Raw genomic sequence first — 14,688 nt, 5'->3', positions numbered from 1 at the left:
GCCACTGGTACCGTCACGTCGAAGGCAGCCGGTTCGGTCGGGCCGGGCGGACGATGCGGGGTTCGCGGATGTGGGTGTTGGCGGTCGTGCTCCTGGTGGGCGGAGCAGTGTCGATCTACGTCGGGCTGTGGAGCCTCCGATGGGAGCGGCTCGCGGGAGGCGTGGCGGTGGGCCTGCTCGCGCTCGCCGTGGCCGCCATCGGGGTCACCCACGACCCCGATCGCGCCCCGCTCGATCCCAACCCCGGCAGCGCCACGTCGATGGTGGCGATCGGCGACTCGTACATGTCCGGCGAGGGGGCGTCGGCCTACTTCCCCGGCACCGACGACGAGGGCTCGAACAAGTGCCATCGGAGCTCGGATGCGTTCCCGTACCTCGCCGCCCAGCAGCTCCATGCGTCGTTGACGTTCGCCGCCTGCTCCGGCGCTCGCGCCAGGGACATCGTGGGAACGAAGGACGACGGCTCGAAGGCCGATGGCCAGTACCCCGACAGCCCCGCATCGATCCTGGGCGGCACGCCCCAGATCGACGCCCTCCAGGGGAAGCACCCCACGTTCGTGCTGGTCGACGTCGGTGGCAACGACGCCGGCTTCGGCGATCTCGGCAAGGGCTGTGCCATCCCGACGACCCCGGACTGCCGACGCTCCGCGTCCTTCTGGATGAAGCGCTTGGACACACGGGCCTACCCCGACATCCTGCGCACGCTCCAGGCGGTGAAGGCGGAGGCCGGCGGTGCCCCCGTCTTCGTCGTCGACTACCCGAACCCGCTCGGGCCGAAGGACTGCTGGAAGATCCGCATCGCTGCTCCTGAGCTCGGGTTCCTCGCGACCCGTTCATCCCTCGCCTCAACACGTTGGTGAAGTTCGTGGCGTCACAGGTCGGTGTCGAGGTGATCGATGTCGAGCATGCGCTGGATGGCCGGCGCCTCTGCGAGACCGAGCGGCTGGCCGACACGGCCGTGAACTTCGTGGCGCTCGGCCGGACGAAGGGCAGCCGGGTCGAGCTCTCCGTCAAGCGGTTGAGCAACCTGGGGCACGGAACCTTCCACCCGAACGAGCTCGGGCACCAGATGCTGGCCAAGGTGATCGTTCCGGCGATCCGCCAGCGCCTCGGTGCACCGGCCGACGGCTCCACCACGATCGCCCACCGATCCGCCGTCTGGTGCGAGCACGTCCACACCGGACGGACCCCCAGATCTCCCTCCCGGAGCCGGCCTCCCGCCTGGAGCCGGTCTTCCCCCTGGAGCTGGCCTCCCGCCTGGGGCGGGTGTTCCCTCCGACGGCCCGCCGGACATGCCACCGATTCCAGACACCGGTGAGTTCGGGCCACCGCTCGGCCCGTATCCGTTCCCCGAGCAGACCCGTTGCACCGGTGCTCAGCTCGATGCGCAGGTGCCACGATCGGCGCCGATCGGCCACAAGCTCGACATCAGCGACGCGAAGGCCGGCAGCACGGTCTGCTACCGGGGCTACAAGGCGGCGTGGCACCACACCGTCGCCGATGCCGACGGCCGGGCGGGGTGCCGTTGGACTTCGCCGGCGCCACCGGCCTCGGTTCGACGAACGAGGTCCTGGTCGAGTCGCCGACCGGCAGCTGGTCGGAGTTGATCGTGGCACGGGCGGACGATGGATCGACGCCGTCGACAGCACCTCGCCGGAACCAGCTCCTCGGCCTGGCCGGCATCGCGGTCCTCGCGCTGGTCGTGCCGCTGGGCCTCCACTGGCGCACGCGGTGGCAGCACCACCAGCTGCGACAGGCCGGCTGAGCAGGGACAGGAGCGGAGCTCCCGGGTGCCTCGGAGCGCAGTCCCAGGGTCAGTCGGAGACGGTGGCGAAGCTCGGGCCCGCGGGGAGTCCGTCGTCGGTGGGGGCCGACAGCAGGTTCACCGCCAGGGGCGAGAGCCGGTACATGGCGCCGACCGCGGCGTCGAGCGAGGGCGGATCGCCGTCGAACGTCTGGTGCAGCAGGTTGAGCACCTTGGCGTAGCCGGCGTCGAACGCCAGCTGGGCGATCCGGGCGGGGCTCCCGGCGGGGTGGTCGGTCGAGCGCGGGTTGGTCCGCATCGGGATCACGCCGTCCCAGTCGACCGCGACCGCCTCGCCGGTGGGGCCCGACAGCGGCGTGTCGCCGGGCTGGAAGCGGCGGCCGAGCTTCAGCTCCAGGAAGCGGTAGTGGTGGGCCACCTCGTTGCGGTCGGGGTGGACGATGTCGCGGTCGCCGTCCCACACCTCGTGGTGGGCCATGCCCTCGCCCTCCTCCACGATCTCGTCGAGGGCCTCGAGCGCCGTGGCCAGGCTGTCGATGGCCGCCAGGTGCCCGGCGCCGCCGTGGAAGTCGGTCTGGATCACCTGTCGGGCGGGGTCGCCGCAGAACACGGCCGCCTCGCCGAGCTCGTGGCACAGGGTGAGGAGGCCCTCCATGATCGCGGCGTAGAACTGCCCGATCGTGGCGTAGCCATCGGTCTGGGGCTCGGCCTCGGCGGAGGCCGGGCGCTCGATCGACAGGAACAGCTCGATGGCCTCGTGGCCGAACGGGAGCAGGGACACCTGCAGCGTGCCGTTGCTGTGCGGCAGCGGCTGCGGGTAGTCGCGCCGGAGCGTCGAGCCATCGAGGTGGGGGCGGCCGCCGACCATGTTCAGCAGGTTGGCGACCAGCGTGGCGTGGAGCATCTCCTCGACGGCGACGCTGCGCAGGACCGCGGCGGCCTCGGGGTTGCGCTCGGGGTCGAGCGTGTAGAGCGCGCACAGGTACGGCGGCAGCGTCGACAGCTCGAGGTCGATCGCCCACTGGAGGTGCTCGCGGAGGTCGTCCAGATCGTGGATGGAAGGGACCTCGGGCATCCGTTCCTCATCTCGGGGTGGAGGGGCAGTGGGGTGGCGAGGTCCGCAACGTAACCGACCTGACCTGCACGGAGTTCCGAGACCCCACAGGGCGCGAAGTCCGGGGCGCCGCGTCGCGAGAGGCGCCAGACTGCGGCGACCACCCCCGAACCGAATGGAACCCACCGTGGCGCTCCAAGGCTTCTCGCACATCGGCATCTGCGTGTCCGACCTGGATCAGTCGGCGCGGTTCTACGTCGACGTGCTCGGGTTCTCGCAGCTGTACACGGTCGACTTCGTCGGCAACGAGGTGGCCACCACCATGGAGCAGGAGGGCGGGTTCCGCTCGACGATGCTGCTGCGCGACGACGTGCGCCTCGAGCTGCTGCAGTGGATCGATGTCCCGATGACCGGCTCGGGCGACCGCAAGCCGATGACCCAGCTCGGGTTCACCCACCTGTCGTTCCGGGTCGAGGACGTCGACGAGCTCTCCGATGCCGTGCGCGCCGGGTGGCGAGGTCCACGAGCACACGCTCTCGGTCCTCGGCGATCCCGGCGGCGATGCGGCGCCCACGAAGCTGCTCTACCTGACCGATCCGGATGGGACACGGATCGAGCTCATGGAGAACGTCCCCGACCCTCGCTCATGGCCCCCTCCACGGCCGACGCCCTCGCCGCCCGCTTCGACCGCCCTGACTGATCAGCCCGACTCGCACCCCACGCCGTCGCCGTCGCTGTCGAGCTGGTAGGGATCGTTGCCGGGGTTCAGGACGCTGACCGGCTTCATGGCGGACGGGAGCTGACCGCAGTCGACGTCGCCGGTCCCATCGACGTAGCTGGCCACGCACGCGCCGTTCTTGGCCTTGTAGACGGTCTTGGTGCTGCACCCGGCGGGGGCCGTGGTCGTGGTGGTGGGCGGCCGGGTGGTGGTGGTCGTCGGCGGGTTGGAGCTGGTGGCCGTGCAGTTCGTCAACCTGGTGGCGAGGGCCGAGCGCTCGGCTTCGTCGACCGACAGGCCCCAGTGGAACTTGGTGTTGACGGTGAGCTCCGCGAACGCGCAGTTCGACGCCGCCCACGACGGGGCCCACTCGCCGGCGTCGCGATCGCTCTTCGATTGGTTCGATGCCGACGACACGGCCACGAGGTTGTCGGCCCAGTCGGCGAAGCGGTCGCGCTGGTCGCGGTCCACCCGTCGGCCCCCGAGTCCCACGCCTCGGCCAGGGCGACGACGTGATCGATCTCGAGCTGGGACACGTCGTTCGTGCTGGAGCCGTCCCAGAGCGAGAACCACATGCCGCTCTTGGCCTTCTCGGCCTGCAGCACCTCGCAGCGGGTGTCGCACCCGTCGCCGTCCTCGTCGTCCCAGTGCTTGAACAGGCTCCGGTCGTAACCGGTGCGGACCGGCTCGGGGCCCCCGGTGAGCGCGGCGAGCATCGCCTGGGCGTTCGTCCCCACCCGGAAGCCCGGCGGCACCCCGAGGGCGGTGGCACGCTTGTACTCCGACGAGTCCGAGAACGACAGCATCACGGTGCCACGGGCCAGGCCCTTGTCGAGCCGGCCGAGCCAGTAGGTGCGGCCGGTGCCGTCGGGCGGCCGGCCCAGGACGTTGGCGTAGACCCGGTCGATGAAGGCGCCGTTCGTGAGCTTCCCGTACCGGTTGGTGAACTCGCTCGAGCGGGCGAACGACTCGGAGATCTTGGCCAGGGTGGTTCCCCGGAGGTTGGCGCTGCGCCAGTAGGTGAAGCCGGCCTGGTCGGGCTCGCGCAGCATGTAGGCGCGGTACAGCCGGTAGATCGATCCCTGGCTGGTGGCGGGGTCGTAGTAAGCGGCGAGGGCCTCGGCGCGGGGCTCGTGGCGCCCGACCGTGACGCCGATCGCGCCGACCACCACCATCGTGGCCATCACCAGCACCCGCACGTTCCGCCCCATCCGCCCTGCCCCCCTGCGCACGACCGTCGCCGTGTCCGATTTCGTTCCTGACCTGGTCGGCAGAGGGTCGGGCGATGTGAGGCTCCGGCCACCGGGCAGGCGGCCGAGATGGCACGTACGTTGACCACGATGGCCACCCACCTGCGCACCTGCCCGCTGTGCGAGGCCATGTGCGGGCTGGAGATCGAGACCGAAGGCCTCCAGGTGACGCGGGTGCCCAGCGATCGCGACGACGTGTGGAGCAAGGGCTTCCTCTGCCCGAAGGGGGCGTCGATCGGCCAGCTGCACCACGACCCCGACCGCCTCCGCGTGCCGATGGTCCACGACGGCGACGAGTGGCGCGAGGTCAGCTGGGACGAGGCGTTCACCCGGTGCGAGGAGCTGCTCCAGCCGGTCATCGCCGCCCACGGCATCGCAGCGGTGACCGCCTACCTCGGCAACCCCAACGTGCACAGCTACTCGCTCAGCCGGTACTCGGGCGCGGTGCCGGGCCTCGGCGGCATCGAGGTGCTGTGGTCGGCGGGGACCGTCGACCAGTGGCCCAAGAACCTGGTGTGCGCCCAGCTGTTCGGCGGCATGTGGAAGTTCCCGATCCCCGACGTGGCCAACACCGACCTGCTCGTGATCATGGGCGCCAACCCGCATGCGTCGAACGGCTCGCTGCTCGCCTTCCCCGACCTGATCGGCGAGGTCGACCGCATCGGCGAGCGCTGCGGCCGCACGATCGTGATCGACCCGCGCCGCACCGGCACCGAGGAGCACGCCGACGAGTGGCTGCCCATCATCCCGGGCACCGATGCCGCGCTGCTGCTGGCCGTGGTCCACGTGCTCGACGACGAGGGTCTGGTCCGCCTGGGCGCGGTCAACGGCGTGCGGGGTCGACGAGGTGCTCGTCGCCCCGCGGGTTCTCGCCCGATGACGTGGCGGCGTGGTGCGGCATCGACGCCGAGCGCATCCGCGGGCTGGCCCACGACCTGGCGGCCACGCCCAGGGCCGTGGTCTACGGGCGCATCGGCCTGTGCAACCAGGAGTTCGGCACGCTCGCCACCTGGCTGGTGTCGGTGGTGAACGTGCTCACCGGCCACTTCGACACCGAGGGCGGGGACCGTTCCCCAAGCCGGCCATCGCCTCGCTGTCGTCCACGGCGCGCCGGCGCGGCCCCATCACCACCGGCCGCTGGCGCACTCGGGTGCGCCGCCCCGAGGTAATGGGGCAGGCGCCGCTGTCGTGTCTGGCCGAGGAGATCGACACGCCCGGCGACGGCCAGATCAAGGCGCTCATCACCATCGCCGGCAACCCCGCGCTGTCGGCCCCCGATGCCGGCCGGCTCGACGCCGCCCTCCCGCTGCTCGACGCCATGATCAGCATCGACAACTACCTCAACGAGACCACCCGCCACACGCACGTGATCCTCCCGGGGCTCTCGCCGCTCGAGCAGCCGCACTGCGACGAGGAGATCTGGACGTACACGCTGCGCAGCGTGGCCCGCTGGTCGCCGGCGATCTTCGATGCGGGGGACCGGCCCGAGGAGTGGGAGGTGCTGCTGCGGCTCGGCGCCATCATCGGCGGCACGCCCACGGCCGACGTCGATGTCGACGCGCTCGACGACCTGTGGTTCGACGCTCGCGCCGGGCGCCACGGCGTCGACCCGGCGACGGTCGACCGTCAGGACCGCCGCGGCCCCGACCGCCTCGTCGACCTGACGCTGCGGATGAGCCCGTGGGGCGACGCCTACGGCGAGCGGCCCGATGGCCTGACCCTCGACCGGCTCCAGGACCACCCCCACGGCATCGACTTCGGACCCGCCCACTCGGAGCTCGACGAGATCCTGCGCACCGCGTCGGGCGACATCGAGCTGGCCCACGACGTGTTCCTCGACGACCTGCCGCGGCTCCGCGACCGGATGGCGGCACCGCGCCCGCCGCTGGTGCTGATCGGCCGCCGCCACGTGCGCTCGAACAACTCCTGGATGCACAACCTGCCCGGCCTCATGCGCGGCCACGACCGCTCCACGCTGCTGGTGCACCCCGACGACGCCACGGCACACGGCCTGGCCACCGGCGATCAGGCCCGGGTGACGAGCGAAGCGGGCTCGGTGCTCGCCACGGTCGAGGTGAGCGACGAGATCTGCCCCGGCGTGGTGAGCCTCCCGCACGGCTTCGGCCACGGCCGCCCCGGCACCCGCTCCGCCGTGGCCGACCAGCGCCCCGGTCCCAACACCAACGTCTTGGTCCCCGGCCACCTGGTGGACGTGCCCTCCGGCAACGCCGCCGTCAACGGCGTCCCCGTCGACCTGGTGGCCGTCGACCCGTCGTTCGGGTCACCCACCCACCCCAGCGGTGGCGTTGTGACCTGATCGGACCGGGGACTGGCTAGGCGATGGGGGCTGCTTCGGGGCCGAAGAGGAGGCGGATGACGGCGTCGGCGTGGGTCTGGACGGCCTCGGGGCTGAGCGGGTCGAAGCCGGCGAGGCGCTGGCACTCGGGCGCCAGCACGAAGATCGTGGGGCCGGCGCCGGTGAGCAGGTAGTAGAGGAACGGTGCCGGGATGTCGGGCACGGCGCCCAGCTCGGTGAGGCGCTCGAACATGGTGGTGGTGAGCTCGTAGAGCGGCCGGATGTGGTGGTCGACCAGCCAGTCGATCCGCTCGCCCTCGCCCTTGCTCTCCTGGGTGATGATCCGGTGGAGCTGCGGGTTGGCGGCCGAGAACGTGATGAAGTCGCGGATGACGAGCTTGGCCGTGGTGAGCAGGTCGACCCCGCGCAGGCCGTCGATGCGCTGGGCCAGGGCGGTGTCGAGCTTGGCGAACAGGCCCGCCACCGCCGCCTGCCACAGGGCTTCCTTGGACTGGAAGTGGTAGTTCAGCGAGGGCTGCGAGACGCCGGCGCGGGCGGCGATCTCGCGGGTGGTGGCGCCCTCGTAGGAGAGGTCGGCGAACAGGTCGAGCGCAGCGGTGAGGATCCGCTCGCGGGTGGCGTCGGCCGACGGACGGGTGACCCGGGGGTCGGAAGACGTGAGCGCCATGGCGGCGAGGTTACTCCTGCGATCCAAGAGCGGCCTATATATCTGATCGGTCGATCAGCTACGGTGCAAGGCGATGCACGCCAGGGGACAGGCCATCACCACGCGGAGGTCCGCGGCATGACGATCGACGAGGCACCGGGGGCGGACGACCGTTCGACGTCGCGGTCATCGGCTGCGGCCCCGTCGGCGGCGTGCTCGCCACGCTGCTCGGCCGGCAGGGCCACCGGGTGCTGGTGGTCGAGCGCCACCGCGAGCCGTACCAGCTGCCCCACGCCGTCCACTTCGACCACGAGATCGCCCGGATCCTCCAGGCCTGCGGGCTGGGCGACCAGCTCGCCACCATCTCCGAGGCCTGCGACACCTACGAGTGGCGCAACGCGGCGGGCCAGGTCCTGCTGCGCTTCGGCGGCCGTCCCGTCGGGCCGTCCGGGTGGCCCGACATGAACATGTTCTGGCAGCCCGCCCTCGAGGCGCTGATCGAGGAGGCGGCACACGCCCAGCCGTCGGTCGAGGTGCGCCGGGGCACCAGCGTGGCGGGGCTCGACGACCACGGCGACGAGGCCGGCGTCTCCCTCACCCTCGCTGCCGACCTGGGTGGTGCCGAGCACCAGGCCTACGCCCGCTACGTGGTCGGCTGCGACGGCGCCAACAGCACCGTGCGAGACCTGGTCGGCATCAGCGTCACCGACCTCGGCTTCTTCTACGACTGGCTGATCGTCGACCTCGCCTTCCACGAGCCCCGCGAGTTCGTGCCCATGAACGTGCAGATCTGCGATCCGGTCCGGCCCACCACCGTGGTGTCGGGCGGCCCTGGCCGGCGCCGCTGGGAGTTCATGCGGCTGCCGCACGAGACGGTGGCCGAGCTCGACGACCGGGACCGGGCCTGGAAGCTGCTCGAGCCGTGGGCCATCACGCCCGCCGACGCCACCCTGGAGCGTCACGCCGTCTACCGCTTCCAGGCCCGTTGGGCCGAACACTGGCACGCCGGCAACGTGCTGCTCGCCGGCGATGCCGCGCACCAGATGCCGCCGTTCGCCGGCCAGGGCATGTGCTCGGGCCTCCGCGACGCCGCCAACCTGGCGTGGAAGCTCGACCTGGTGCTCACCGGCACCTCGTCGCCCGACCTGCTCGACGCCTACGAGGTGGAGCGCACCGACAACGTGCGAGCCGTCATCGACTTCTCCATGGAGCTGGGCCGGGTCATCTGCATCACCGACCCGGCCGAGGCCGCCGAGCGGGACACGCTCATGGCCGGTGGGGTCGACGGCGACGCCGTGGCCGCGCCACCCCCGCTGCCGGGCGTCACCGGCGGCCTGGTCCACGACGGCGATCCGCTCCACGGCCTGCTGTTCGCCCAAGGCCGGGTCACCGATCCCGACGGAGACGGAGACGGGGACGGAGACCACGGCCGCCGGTCCTGCTCGACGACGTGGCGGGCGCCGGCTGGCGGCTGGTCTCGCTCGATCCGGCCATCGCCGCGGAGGTCCCCGACGAGCTGGCGGCCTGGTTCACCGCCCTGGGCGGCGCGGTGGTGACCGTCGATCCCGCAGCGGACGTCGACGGCACCTACGCCGCGTGGTTCACGGCCAACGGGGTGGCCGCCGCGCTCCAGCGCCCCGACTTCCACCTCTTCGGTGCCGCCCCCGACGCGGCCGGCACCGCCGCCCTGCTCGCCGAGCTGCGCACCGCGCTCGGCGCCTCGTTCGTCACTGCACCCACCCCCGATGGAGGAACCCCATGAAGCTCGCCAACCACGGCGGTCGCCTGGCGCTGGTCGTCGACGGCGGCTGCATCGATGTCGCCGACGCATCCGCCGGCCGCTTCGGTCCCGACCCGGCCTCGGCTTACGCCGACTGGGACGCCCTCGACGAGTGGGCGGCCACCGCCACCGGTGACGTGAAGCCGCTCGACGAGCGGTCCCTCGGCGCGCCCTCGCCCGAGCCCCGCCAGGTGTTCGCCATCGGCCTCAACTACGCCAGCCACGCCGAGGAGTCGGGCATGGCGCTGCCCGAGGTACCGGCCGTGTTCACCAAGTACCCGGCGTCGCTGGGCGGGCCGTTCGAGCCCATCGAGCTGTCGGGCGAGATGGTCGACTGGGAGGTGGAGCTGGTCGTGGTCATCGGCCGCCACGCCGACCGGGTGGTCGAGGCCGATGCCTGGGCTCACGTGGCCGGGCTCTGCGTCGGCCAGGACGTGTCGGACCGCAAGGTGCAGTTCGCCGCCGGCGCCCAGTTCTCCCTGGGCAAGTCGTACCGGTCCTACGGCCCAACCGGTCCGTGGCTGGTCACGCTCGACGAGCTCGACGATCCCGGCGACCTGGCCCTCGGCTGCTCGATCGACGGTGAGACCGTCCAGGAGGACCGCACCACCGGGCTGGTGTTCGACATCCCTCGCCTCATCGTGGAGCTCTCGGCGGTGGTGCCGCTGCTCCCCGGCGACCTGATCTTCACCGGCACCCCGGCCGGCGTCGGGATCACCCGCCAGCCTCCTCGCTTCCTCAAGGAGGGCGAGGTGGTCGAGAGCTGGATCGAGGGCATCGGCACCATCCGCAACACGGTGATCGCACCCTCGGAGGTGCCGTGGTGAGCGAGTCGATCGAGCTGGGCTACCTCCGCGTCGAGGTCGCCGATCCGGCGGCGCTGGTGCCGTTCTTCACCGACGTCATCGGCCTCGCCCCGGGCGAGCCCACCACCGACGGCGACCTCACCTGGTCCGACGACGCCGCGTCGCAGCGCCTCATCGTCGGCGTCGGGCCCGCCGAGGACCTGACCACCCTGGGGTTCGAGGCGGTCGACGCCGCCGCGTTCGAGGCCACCGTCGCCCGCCTCGCCGCCGCCGTCTTCGCGGCCACCGAGGGCGATGCGGCGCGGTTCGCGGCTCGCCGGGTCGAGCGCGTCGCCGTGGTCGACGCGCCGTGGGGCTCGGCGGTCGAGGTGGCGCTCGGCCTCGAGCGGGCGCCGCACCCGGTGTCGACGCCGCTGGTCCCCGGCGGCTTCCTCACCGCCGGGCAGGGCTTCGGCCACACGGTGGTGGCCACCACCGAGTTCGACGAGTCGGTCCGCTTCGCCACCGAGGGCCTCGGCATGGTCCAGTCCGACTGGCTGGAGATGGAGCTCGCCCCCGGCATCGTGCTCGAGGTGCGGTTCTTCCACTGCAACGCCCGCCACCACACGCTGGCCCTGGCCAAGGCGCCGTTCGAGCTGCCGCAGGTGCTGCACCGCGTGATGTTCGAGACCATCGACCGCGACGACATGGGCAAGGCGTTCGACCGGGCCTTCGCCGCCGGCCTGCCGCTGCCCAACGGCCTGGGCCGTCACGACAACGACGAGATGTTCTCGTTCTACGTGGCCAGCCCGGCCGGCTTCCAGGTCGAGGTGGGCCACGGCGCCCGGCAGATCTCCGAGCCGTGGACCGACGACCGCCGCTACGACCAGATCAGCGCCTGGGGCCACCAGCCCGTCGTCCCGGCTCCGCCCACGTAGCCGTGGCCACCGAGGTCATCCTCACCGGCACCGGCGTGCCCCACCCCCGGCCCGGCCACGCCGGGCCAGTCCTGCTGACCACCTCATCCCGCCGCCGGACCGGCCCGAGGACGCCGGGCGTTCGCCCAGGACCTCCGCGACGGCGGGTACCGCGGCGAGATCACGGTGGGCGAAGACCTCGACGCGGCGATCATCGAGGCGGCGGAGACCAGCGCGTGACCCGGTCGCGGCGAGCGGTCCTCGGCTGCCCGCGGTCTGAGCGCTCCCGGGGCAGATCGGGGTCGCCGAGCGACCGGGACCTACGCCCGAACGGGGGGTTCGGAGGCCGCGGGTGCGTGGCGCTCGTCGCGACCGTCGTGGTACGACAGCACGAGGACCACGATCGGCAGGGCCGCCAGCAGGCCGAGGCTGACGATCTCGCCCACCTGGTCGAAGGTGTCGAACGGGCTCAGGTGGCGCAGGTGGTACACGAGGTGGGGCACGGCGTTCACCAGCCAGGCGGCGCTCGCCACCCGGACCAGCACGGGCGTCATGGTCACCAGCGTGGCCAGGCTCACCACCGACAGGGCGATGCTGGCCTGGCCGATGTCGTGGACCAGGTGCTCGTTGAACGGGCCGTCCACCGCCACCCACGCGGCCGAGGCCGGGGAAGTCGGCGTAGAAGGAGCGCGGGAAGAACGCGGCCCACACGCCCACCAGCAGCCCGGCGATCGTGAGGTAGGCGAGGATCGCACGCTGGATGATCGACGAGAAGGTCATGCCCATCCGACGATCCGGCCCGCCGATAGGTGACACCGGCCGGCCGGCCGATGCGTGACACCGCCGGTCGAGGGTGCCCCGGTGGGTGCCGCGGCCGTGGGATCGTGGATCTTATGGCTGACCTGATGGTGTGGTGCGCGTTCTTCGGCACGTGGCTGCTGGTCGCCGGCTCGTCGTACCAGGCCCTGCAGGAGCTCCACGCGGAGGAGCTCGAGTTCGATCGCATCCGCCTGCTGTCTCCCGGCGAGGAGGCGCTCCCGCGCACCTCGCGCTGGTGGCTGGCGTTCCCGCCGGTGTGGTTCGTGCTCGAGCACCGCCGCCGCGAGCAGCACCGCCGGCTTGTCATCGACGCGATGAGCGACGAGGACTACGAGGCCGTGACCCGCTACGTGAACAAGGCCACTGGCTGGCTCTACGTCGGCGCGGGCAGCTTCTTGATCGCCGTCACCGAGACGTACGCCTTGGTGCACGCCCACGACTGGCCGATCGCCCTGTTCTGGGTGCTGCTGGTGGTGATGGCCGCCCTGTGCGTCGGGAACGGGGTGGCGAGGGAGAACCGCTCGGCTGAGCACCTGGCCGCCCACCGCCGCTGAGCCGTGGGAGCGGGGTCGGTCTAGGGCTGGTCGTCCGTCGTGCCGTCGTCGGGCGAGCCACCCGAGGAGCGGCGGCGGAAGGCGACCAGCCCGCCGACCCCCGCGGCCACGATGGCGGCGCCGCCGAGGACGACGCCCGTCGGGAGGTCGTCGGTGGCGACATCGGCATCGTCGGTGTTGGGCTCTGCCTTGGCCTTGGCCTTGGGTGACGGCGCCGGCATCGGCTTCAGACCGGACAGGTCCCGCTCCACCACCACGTTGCGATCGGACACCCGGGCGCCGAGCGCGAACTGCGGCCAGGTGCCGGCGATCTGGGTGCGGCTCCGCTCGCTCCAGGCGCGGGCCTCGTCGCTGCTCGACTTGTGGAAGTTGAGGGCGTAGCCGCCCTCGTGGATCCGCAGCAGCGTGAACCCGCCCGGGTACTCCTTGACCGCGGCCACCTCCTGGTGGACGACGCCCGGTGCGCCCGCCAGCTCGCTGCGCCGGTTGCGGTGGGTGTGGCCGGCGTGGTGGAGGAACACCCCGGGGTTGGCCTGGTACCGATCGACGATGGTGGCGGCCTGGGCGGCGTCGAGCGTGCTGCCGCCCGTGACGGGGTACGGCGATGCCTCGACCAGCAGCGGGTGGTGGCCGAACACCACGGTGGGCTGGTCGGGGTGCTCGTCGATGGTCTGGCGGAACCAGTCCATCTGGTCGGGGCCCATGCCGCCGGAGTCGCTGCCCTTGCCGGCCTTGTCGTAGGTGTCGATGCCGATCACGCGGAGGCCGAGCAGGTCGGTGGCCAGCCAGGTGGGCCCGGTGCCGGGGAAGAACTCGTCGACGAAGCAGTCGTGGCCGCCCCACCGCCCGACGCTGCACGAGGCGTAGTCGGCGCCGTCGTGGGCGTGGTCGTGGTTGCCGGGGGTGAGGAACCAGTCGGTGTGGCGGTCGCCGAAGGCGTCGAGCATCGATCGGGCGGTGCGCAGGTCGACCGGCTCGGCCTCGGCCGTGATGTCGCCCGTGGCCAGGAGGAAGCCGGCGCCGAGCTTCGTGGCGTCGTGCACGAGCGACTTGAACATGACCTCGGGGTACGGCGCGTGACCCGGCAGCTGGGACACGCCCTGCAGCGCCGGGATGTCCCCGGAGTGCCCGGCGACGGTCTCGCCGACGTGCAGGTCGTTGCACAGGACCACCGAGAACAGGAACCGGCCGGGCGGCGGCTGCGGGACGGTGAACGAGAACGGCCCGGTGCCCGCGGCCGGACCGGCGCTGGTGCTGACCGTGTTGCCGGCGACCATGCTGAACGCCGTCGGGGTGGCGAGCTTGCCGCCGGAGCGGGCCCGGTAGTGGTACGTGCGTCCGGGCTCCAGGCCGGTCAGGCGGACCAGGTGGTAGGGGGTGTCGGTGCGCCCGCTGGTGGCGGTGCGGTCGAGCTTCGCCGGGTCGGTGCCCCACTCGACGGTGGCGTCGGCGGGGGCGGGAGCCAGGCGGCCGAGCCCGTCGTCGGACCCGTCGTGCCGGTGTACCAGGTGATGATCGCCTCGTCCTCGGTGAGCGTGACCAGCTCGAGGTTGGTGGGCGTGACGTCGTTGCCCGCCCCGGCCCACGCCCGACCCGGCAGGGTGAGCGCGCCGGCCGGCGCCGCCGCCGCGGCGAACGCCGTCCAGCGCAGGAGGTCTCGTCGTGTCACGTAGCAGCCGGGCACGGCGTCGAACGCTAACGCCCGCTCGTGACCCCCAGATGACGCCGACGGAACGCCCCGGGGCGGGTCAGGTTGACGGTGGCGAGAGCCGACGCCGGTGGGCCAGACCGGCGACGAGCCCGGCGAGGCATGCGACGGCCAACGTGATGGGTGCGTAGATCGCCAGCGCGAACAGGCCGGCGAAGACGCCTGACACCAGTCGTCCGGGCCCGGCGTCGTGGTCGTACTGGGGGTCGAACTGCGTGAGGACCAGGCCGATGACGCCCACCAGTGCCGATAGCCCCGTCCAGGCCATGAGCCCGACCCGCCACCCGAAGCCCCAGCCGCTCACGGTCCCAGTCAACCGGGGACCGCTGCCGGACCTCCCTTCAACGAGACGAAGCCGACTTCCGACGGTCGGGT

17 protein-coding genes and 1 pseudogene are annotated in these 14,688 nt (G+C 72.1%); 9 read left to right on the top strand and 9 right to left on the bottom strand.

Features of this window, described 5'->3' with window-relative positions; all coding sequences use genetic code 11:
* The first annotated feature begins 68 nt into the window (after nt 1-68).
* Nucleotides 69-860 carry a GDSL-type esterase/lipase family protein gene (locus tag ACPPVX_RS10905; protein WP_426574919.1) on the top strand — a complete coding sequence of 264 codons (792 nt, stop codon included), beginning with the start codon at nt 69-71 and terminating at the stop codon, nt 858-860.
* Nucleotides 861-871: 11 nt separating this feature from the next.
* Here ACPPVX_RS10905 and ACPPVX_RS10900 read toward each other — a convergent pair whose 3' ends face one another.
* Entirely contained in the window at nt 872-1,171 is a 300-nt protein-coding gene (locus tag ACPPVX_RS10900) for a hypothetical protein (RefSeq protein WP_426574918.1), read from the bottom strand.
* Between the two features lie 348 nt (nt 1,172-1,519).
* Here ACPPVX_RS10900 and ACPPVX_RS10895 point away from each other — a divergent pair, with 348 nt between their 5' ends.
* Nucleotides 1,520-1,765 (top strand): hypothetical protein, encoded by a 246-nt coding sequence (locus ACPPVX_RS10895; RefSeq protein ID WP_426574917.1) that lies wholly within the window; start codon nt 1,520-1,522, stop codon nt 1,763-1,765.
* A gap of 49 nt (nt 1,766-1,814) precedes the next feature.
* On the opposite strand, the gene ACPPVX_RS10890 is transcribed toward ACPPVX_RS10895, so the two are convergent.
* Nucleotides 1,815-2,840, bottom strand: a complete 1,026-nt coding sequence (locus ACPPVX_RS10890) for a ferritin-like domain-containing protein (RefSeq protein ID WP_426574916.1) — start codon at nt 2,838-2,840, stop codon at nt 1,815-1,817.
* Between the two features lie 154 nt (nt 2,841-2,994).
* Between ACPPVX_RS10890 and ACPPVX_RS10885 the strand changes: the two genes are divergently transcribed.
* A complete protein-coding gene (locus tag ACPPVX_RS10885; RefSeq protein ID WP_426574915.1) occupies nt 2,995-3,519 on the top strand; it encodes a VOC family protein in 525 nt (174 codons plus the stop codon).
* On the opposite strand, the gene ACPPVX_RS10880 is transcribed toward ACPPVX_RS10885, so the two are convergent.
* Entirely contained in the window at nt 3,520-3,792 is a 273-nt protein-coding gene (locus tag ACPPVX_RS10880) for a hypothetical protein (RefSeq protein ID WP_426574913.1), read from the bottom strand.
* Complete coding sequence (locus ACPPVX_RS10875; protein WP_426574912.1) at nt 3,789-4,748, bottom strand: DUF4214 domain-containing protein; 960 nt, start codon at nt 4,746-4,748, stop codon at nt 3,789-3,791. The genes ACPPVX_RS10880 and ACPPVX_RS10875 overlap by 4 nt, the downstream gene beginning before the upstream one ends.
* A 129-nt stretch (nt 4,749-4,877) precedes the next feature.
* Between ACPPVX_RS10875 and ACPPVX_RS10870 the strand changes: the two are divergent.
* A pseudogene (locus ACPPVX_RS10870) lies at nt 4,878-7,104 on the top strand (molybdopterin-dependent oxidoreductase).
* A gap of 16 nt (nt 7,105-7,120) precedes the next feature.
* On the opposite strand, the gene ACPPVX_RS10865 reads toward ACPPVX_RS10870, so the two are convergent.
* Nucleotides 7,121-7,771: a TetR/AcrR family transcriptional regulator gene (locus ACPPVX_RS10865; protein ID WP_426574911.1), complete on the bottom strand. Its 651-nt coding sequence runs from the start codon at nt 7,769-7,771 to the stop codon at nt 7,121-7,123.
* Nucleotides 7,772-7,962: 191 nt separating this feature from the next.
* Between ACPPVX_RS10865 and ACPPVX_RS10860 the strand changes: the two genes are divergently transcribed.
* From ACPPVX_RS10860 to ACPPVX_RS10845, 4 genes are read left to right on the top strand one after another with little or no spacing between them, the layout of a single operon-like run.
* Nucleotides 7,963-9,306 carry a bifunctional 3-(3-hydroxy-phenyl)propionate/3-hydroxycinnamic acid hydroxylase gene (locus ACPPVX_RS10860; RefSeq protein ID WP_426574910.1) on the top strand — a complete coding sequence of 448 codons (1,344 nt, stop codon included), beginning with the start codon at nt 7,963-7,965 and terminating at the stop codon, nt 9,304-9,306.
* Entirely contained in the window at nt 9,303-9,512 is a 210-nt protein-coding gene (locus ACPPVX_RS10855) for a hypothetical protein (protein ID WP_426574909.1), read from the top strand. The genes ACPPVX_RS10860 and ACPPVX_RS10855 overlap by 4 nt, the downstream gene beginning before the upstream one ends.
* Nucleotides 9,509-10,357: a fumarylacetoacetate hydrolase family protein gene (locus tag ACPPVX_RS10850; protein WP_426574908.1), complete on the top strand. Its 849-nt coding sequence runs from the start codon at nt 9,509-9,511 to the stop codon at nt 10,355-10,357. The genes ACPPVX_RS10855 and ACPPVX_RS10850 overlap by 4 nt, the downstream gene beginning before the upstream one ends.
* The gene (locus ACPPVX_RS10845) at nt 10,354-11,253 is read left to right on the top strand and encodes a VOC family protein (RefSeq protein WP_426574907.1); all 900 of its coding nucleotides are present in this window, start codon (nt 10,354-10,356) and stop codon (nt 11,251-11,253) included. Before ACPPVX_RS10850 ends, ACPPVX_RS10845 begins: the two co-directional genes overlap by 4 nt.
* 299 nt (nt 11,254-11,552) lie before the next feature.
* Here ACPPVX_RS10845 and ACPPVX_RS10840 read toward each other — a convergent pair whose 3' ends face one another.
* A complete protein-coding gene (locus tag ACPPVX_RS10840) occupies nt 11,553-11,876 on the bottom strand; it encodes a hypothetical protein (RefSeq protein WP_426574906.1) in 324 nt (107 codons plus the stop codon).
* Between the two features lie 249 nt (nt 11,877-12,125).
* On the opposite strand from ACPPVX_RS10840, the gene ACPPVX_RS10835 reads away from it, so the two are divergent.
* Nucleotides 12,126-12,605: a hypothetical protein gene (locus ACPPVX_RS10835; RefSeq protein ID WP_426574905.1), complete on the top strand. Its 480-nt coding sequence runs from the start codon at nt 12,126-12,128 to the stop codon at nt 12,603-12,605.
* A gap of 20 nt (nt 12,606-12,625) precedes the next feature.
* Here the strand turns inward: ACPPVX_RS10835 and ACPPVX_RS10830 are convergent, their stop codons facing one another.
* The 3 genes from ACPPVX_RS10830 to ACPPVX_RS10820 form a co-directional block, all read right to left on the bottom strand.
* Nucleotides 12,626-13,882, bottom strand: a complete 1,257-nt coding sequence (locus tag ACPPVX_RS10830; RefSeq protein WP_426574903.1) for a metallophosphoesterase family protein — start codon at nt 13,880-13,882, stop codon at nt 12,626-12,628.
* 77 nt (nt 13,883-13,959) lie between these two features.
* A complete protein-coding gene (locus ACPPVX_RS10825; RefSeq protein WP_426574902.1) occupies nt 13,960-14,289 on the bottom strand; it encodes a hypothetical protein in 330 nt (109 codons plus the stop codon).
* 64 nt (nt 14,290-14,353) lie between these two features.
* Entirely contained in the window at nt 14,354-14,617 is a 264-nt protein-coding gene (locus ACPPVX_RS10820; RefSeq protein WP_426574900.1) for a hypothetical protein, read from the bottom strand.
* Nucleotides 14,618-14,688: the final 71 nt, after the last annotated feature.

It is taken from the genome of Aquihabitans sp. McL0605 (assembly GCF_049993875.1).
In the GTDB taxonomy this organism is placed as follows: Bacteria; Actinomycetota; Acidimicrobiia; order Acidimicrobiales; family Iamiaceae; genus Aquihabitans.
The sequence above is the reverse complement of the archived record's forward strand: the minus strand, read 5'-3'. Positions and strand labels throughout refer to the sequence as shown.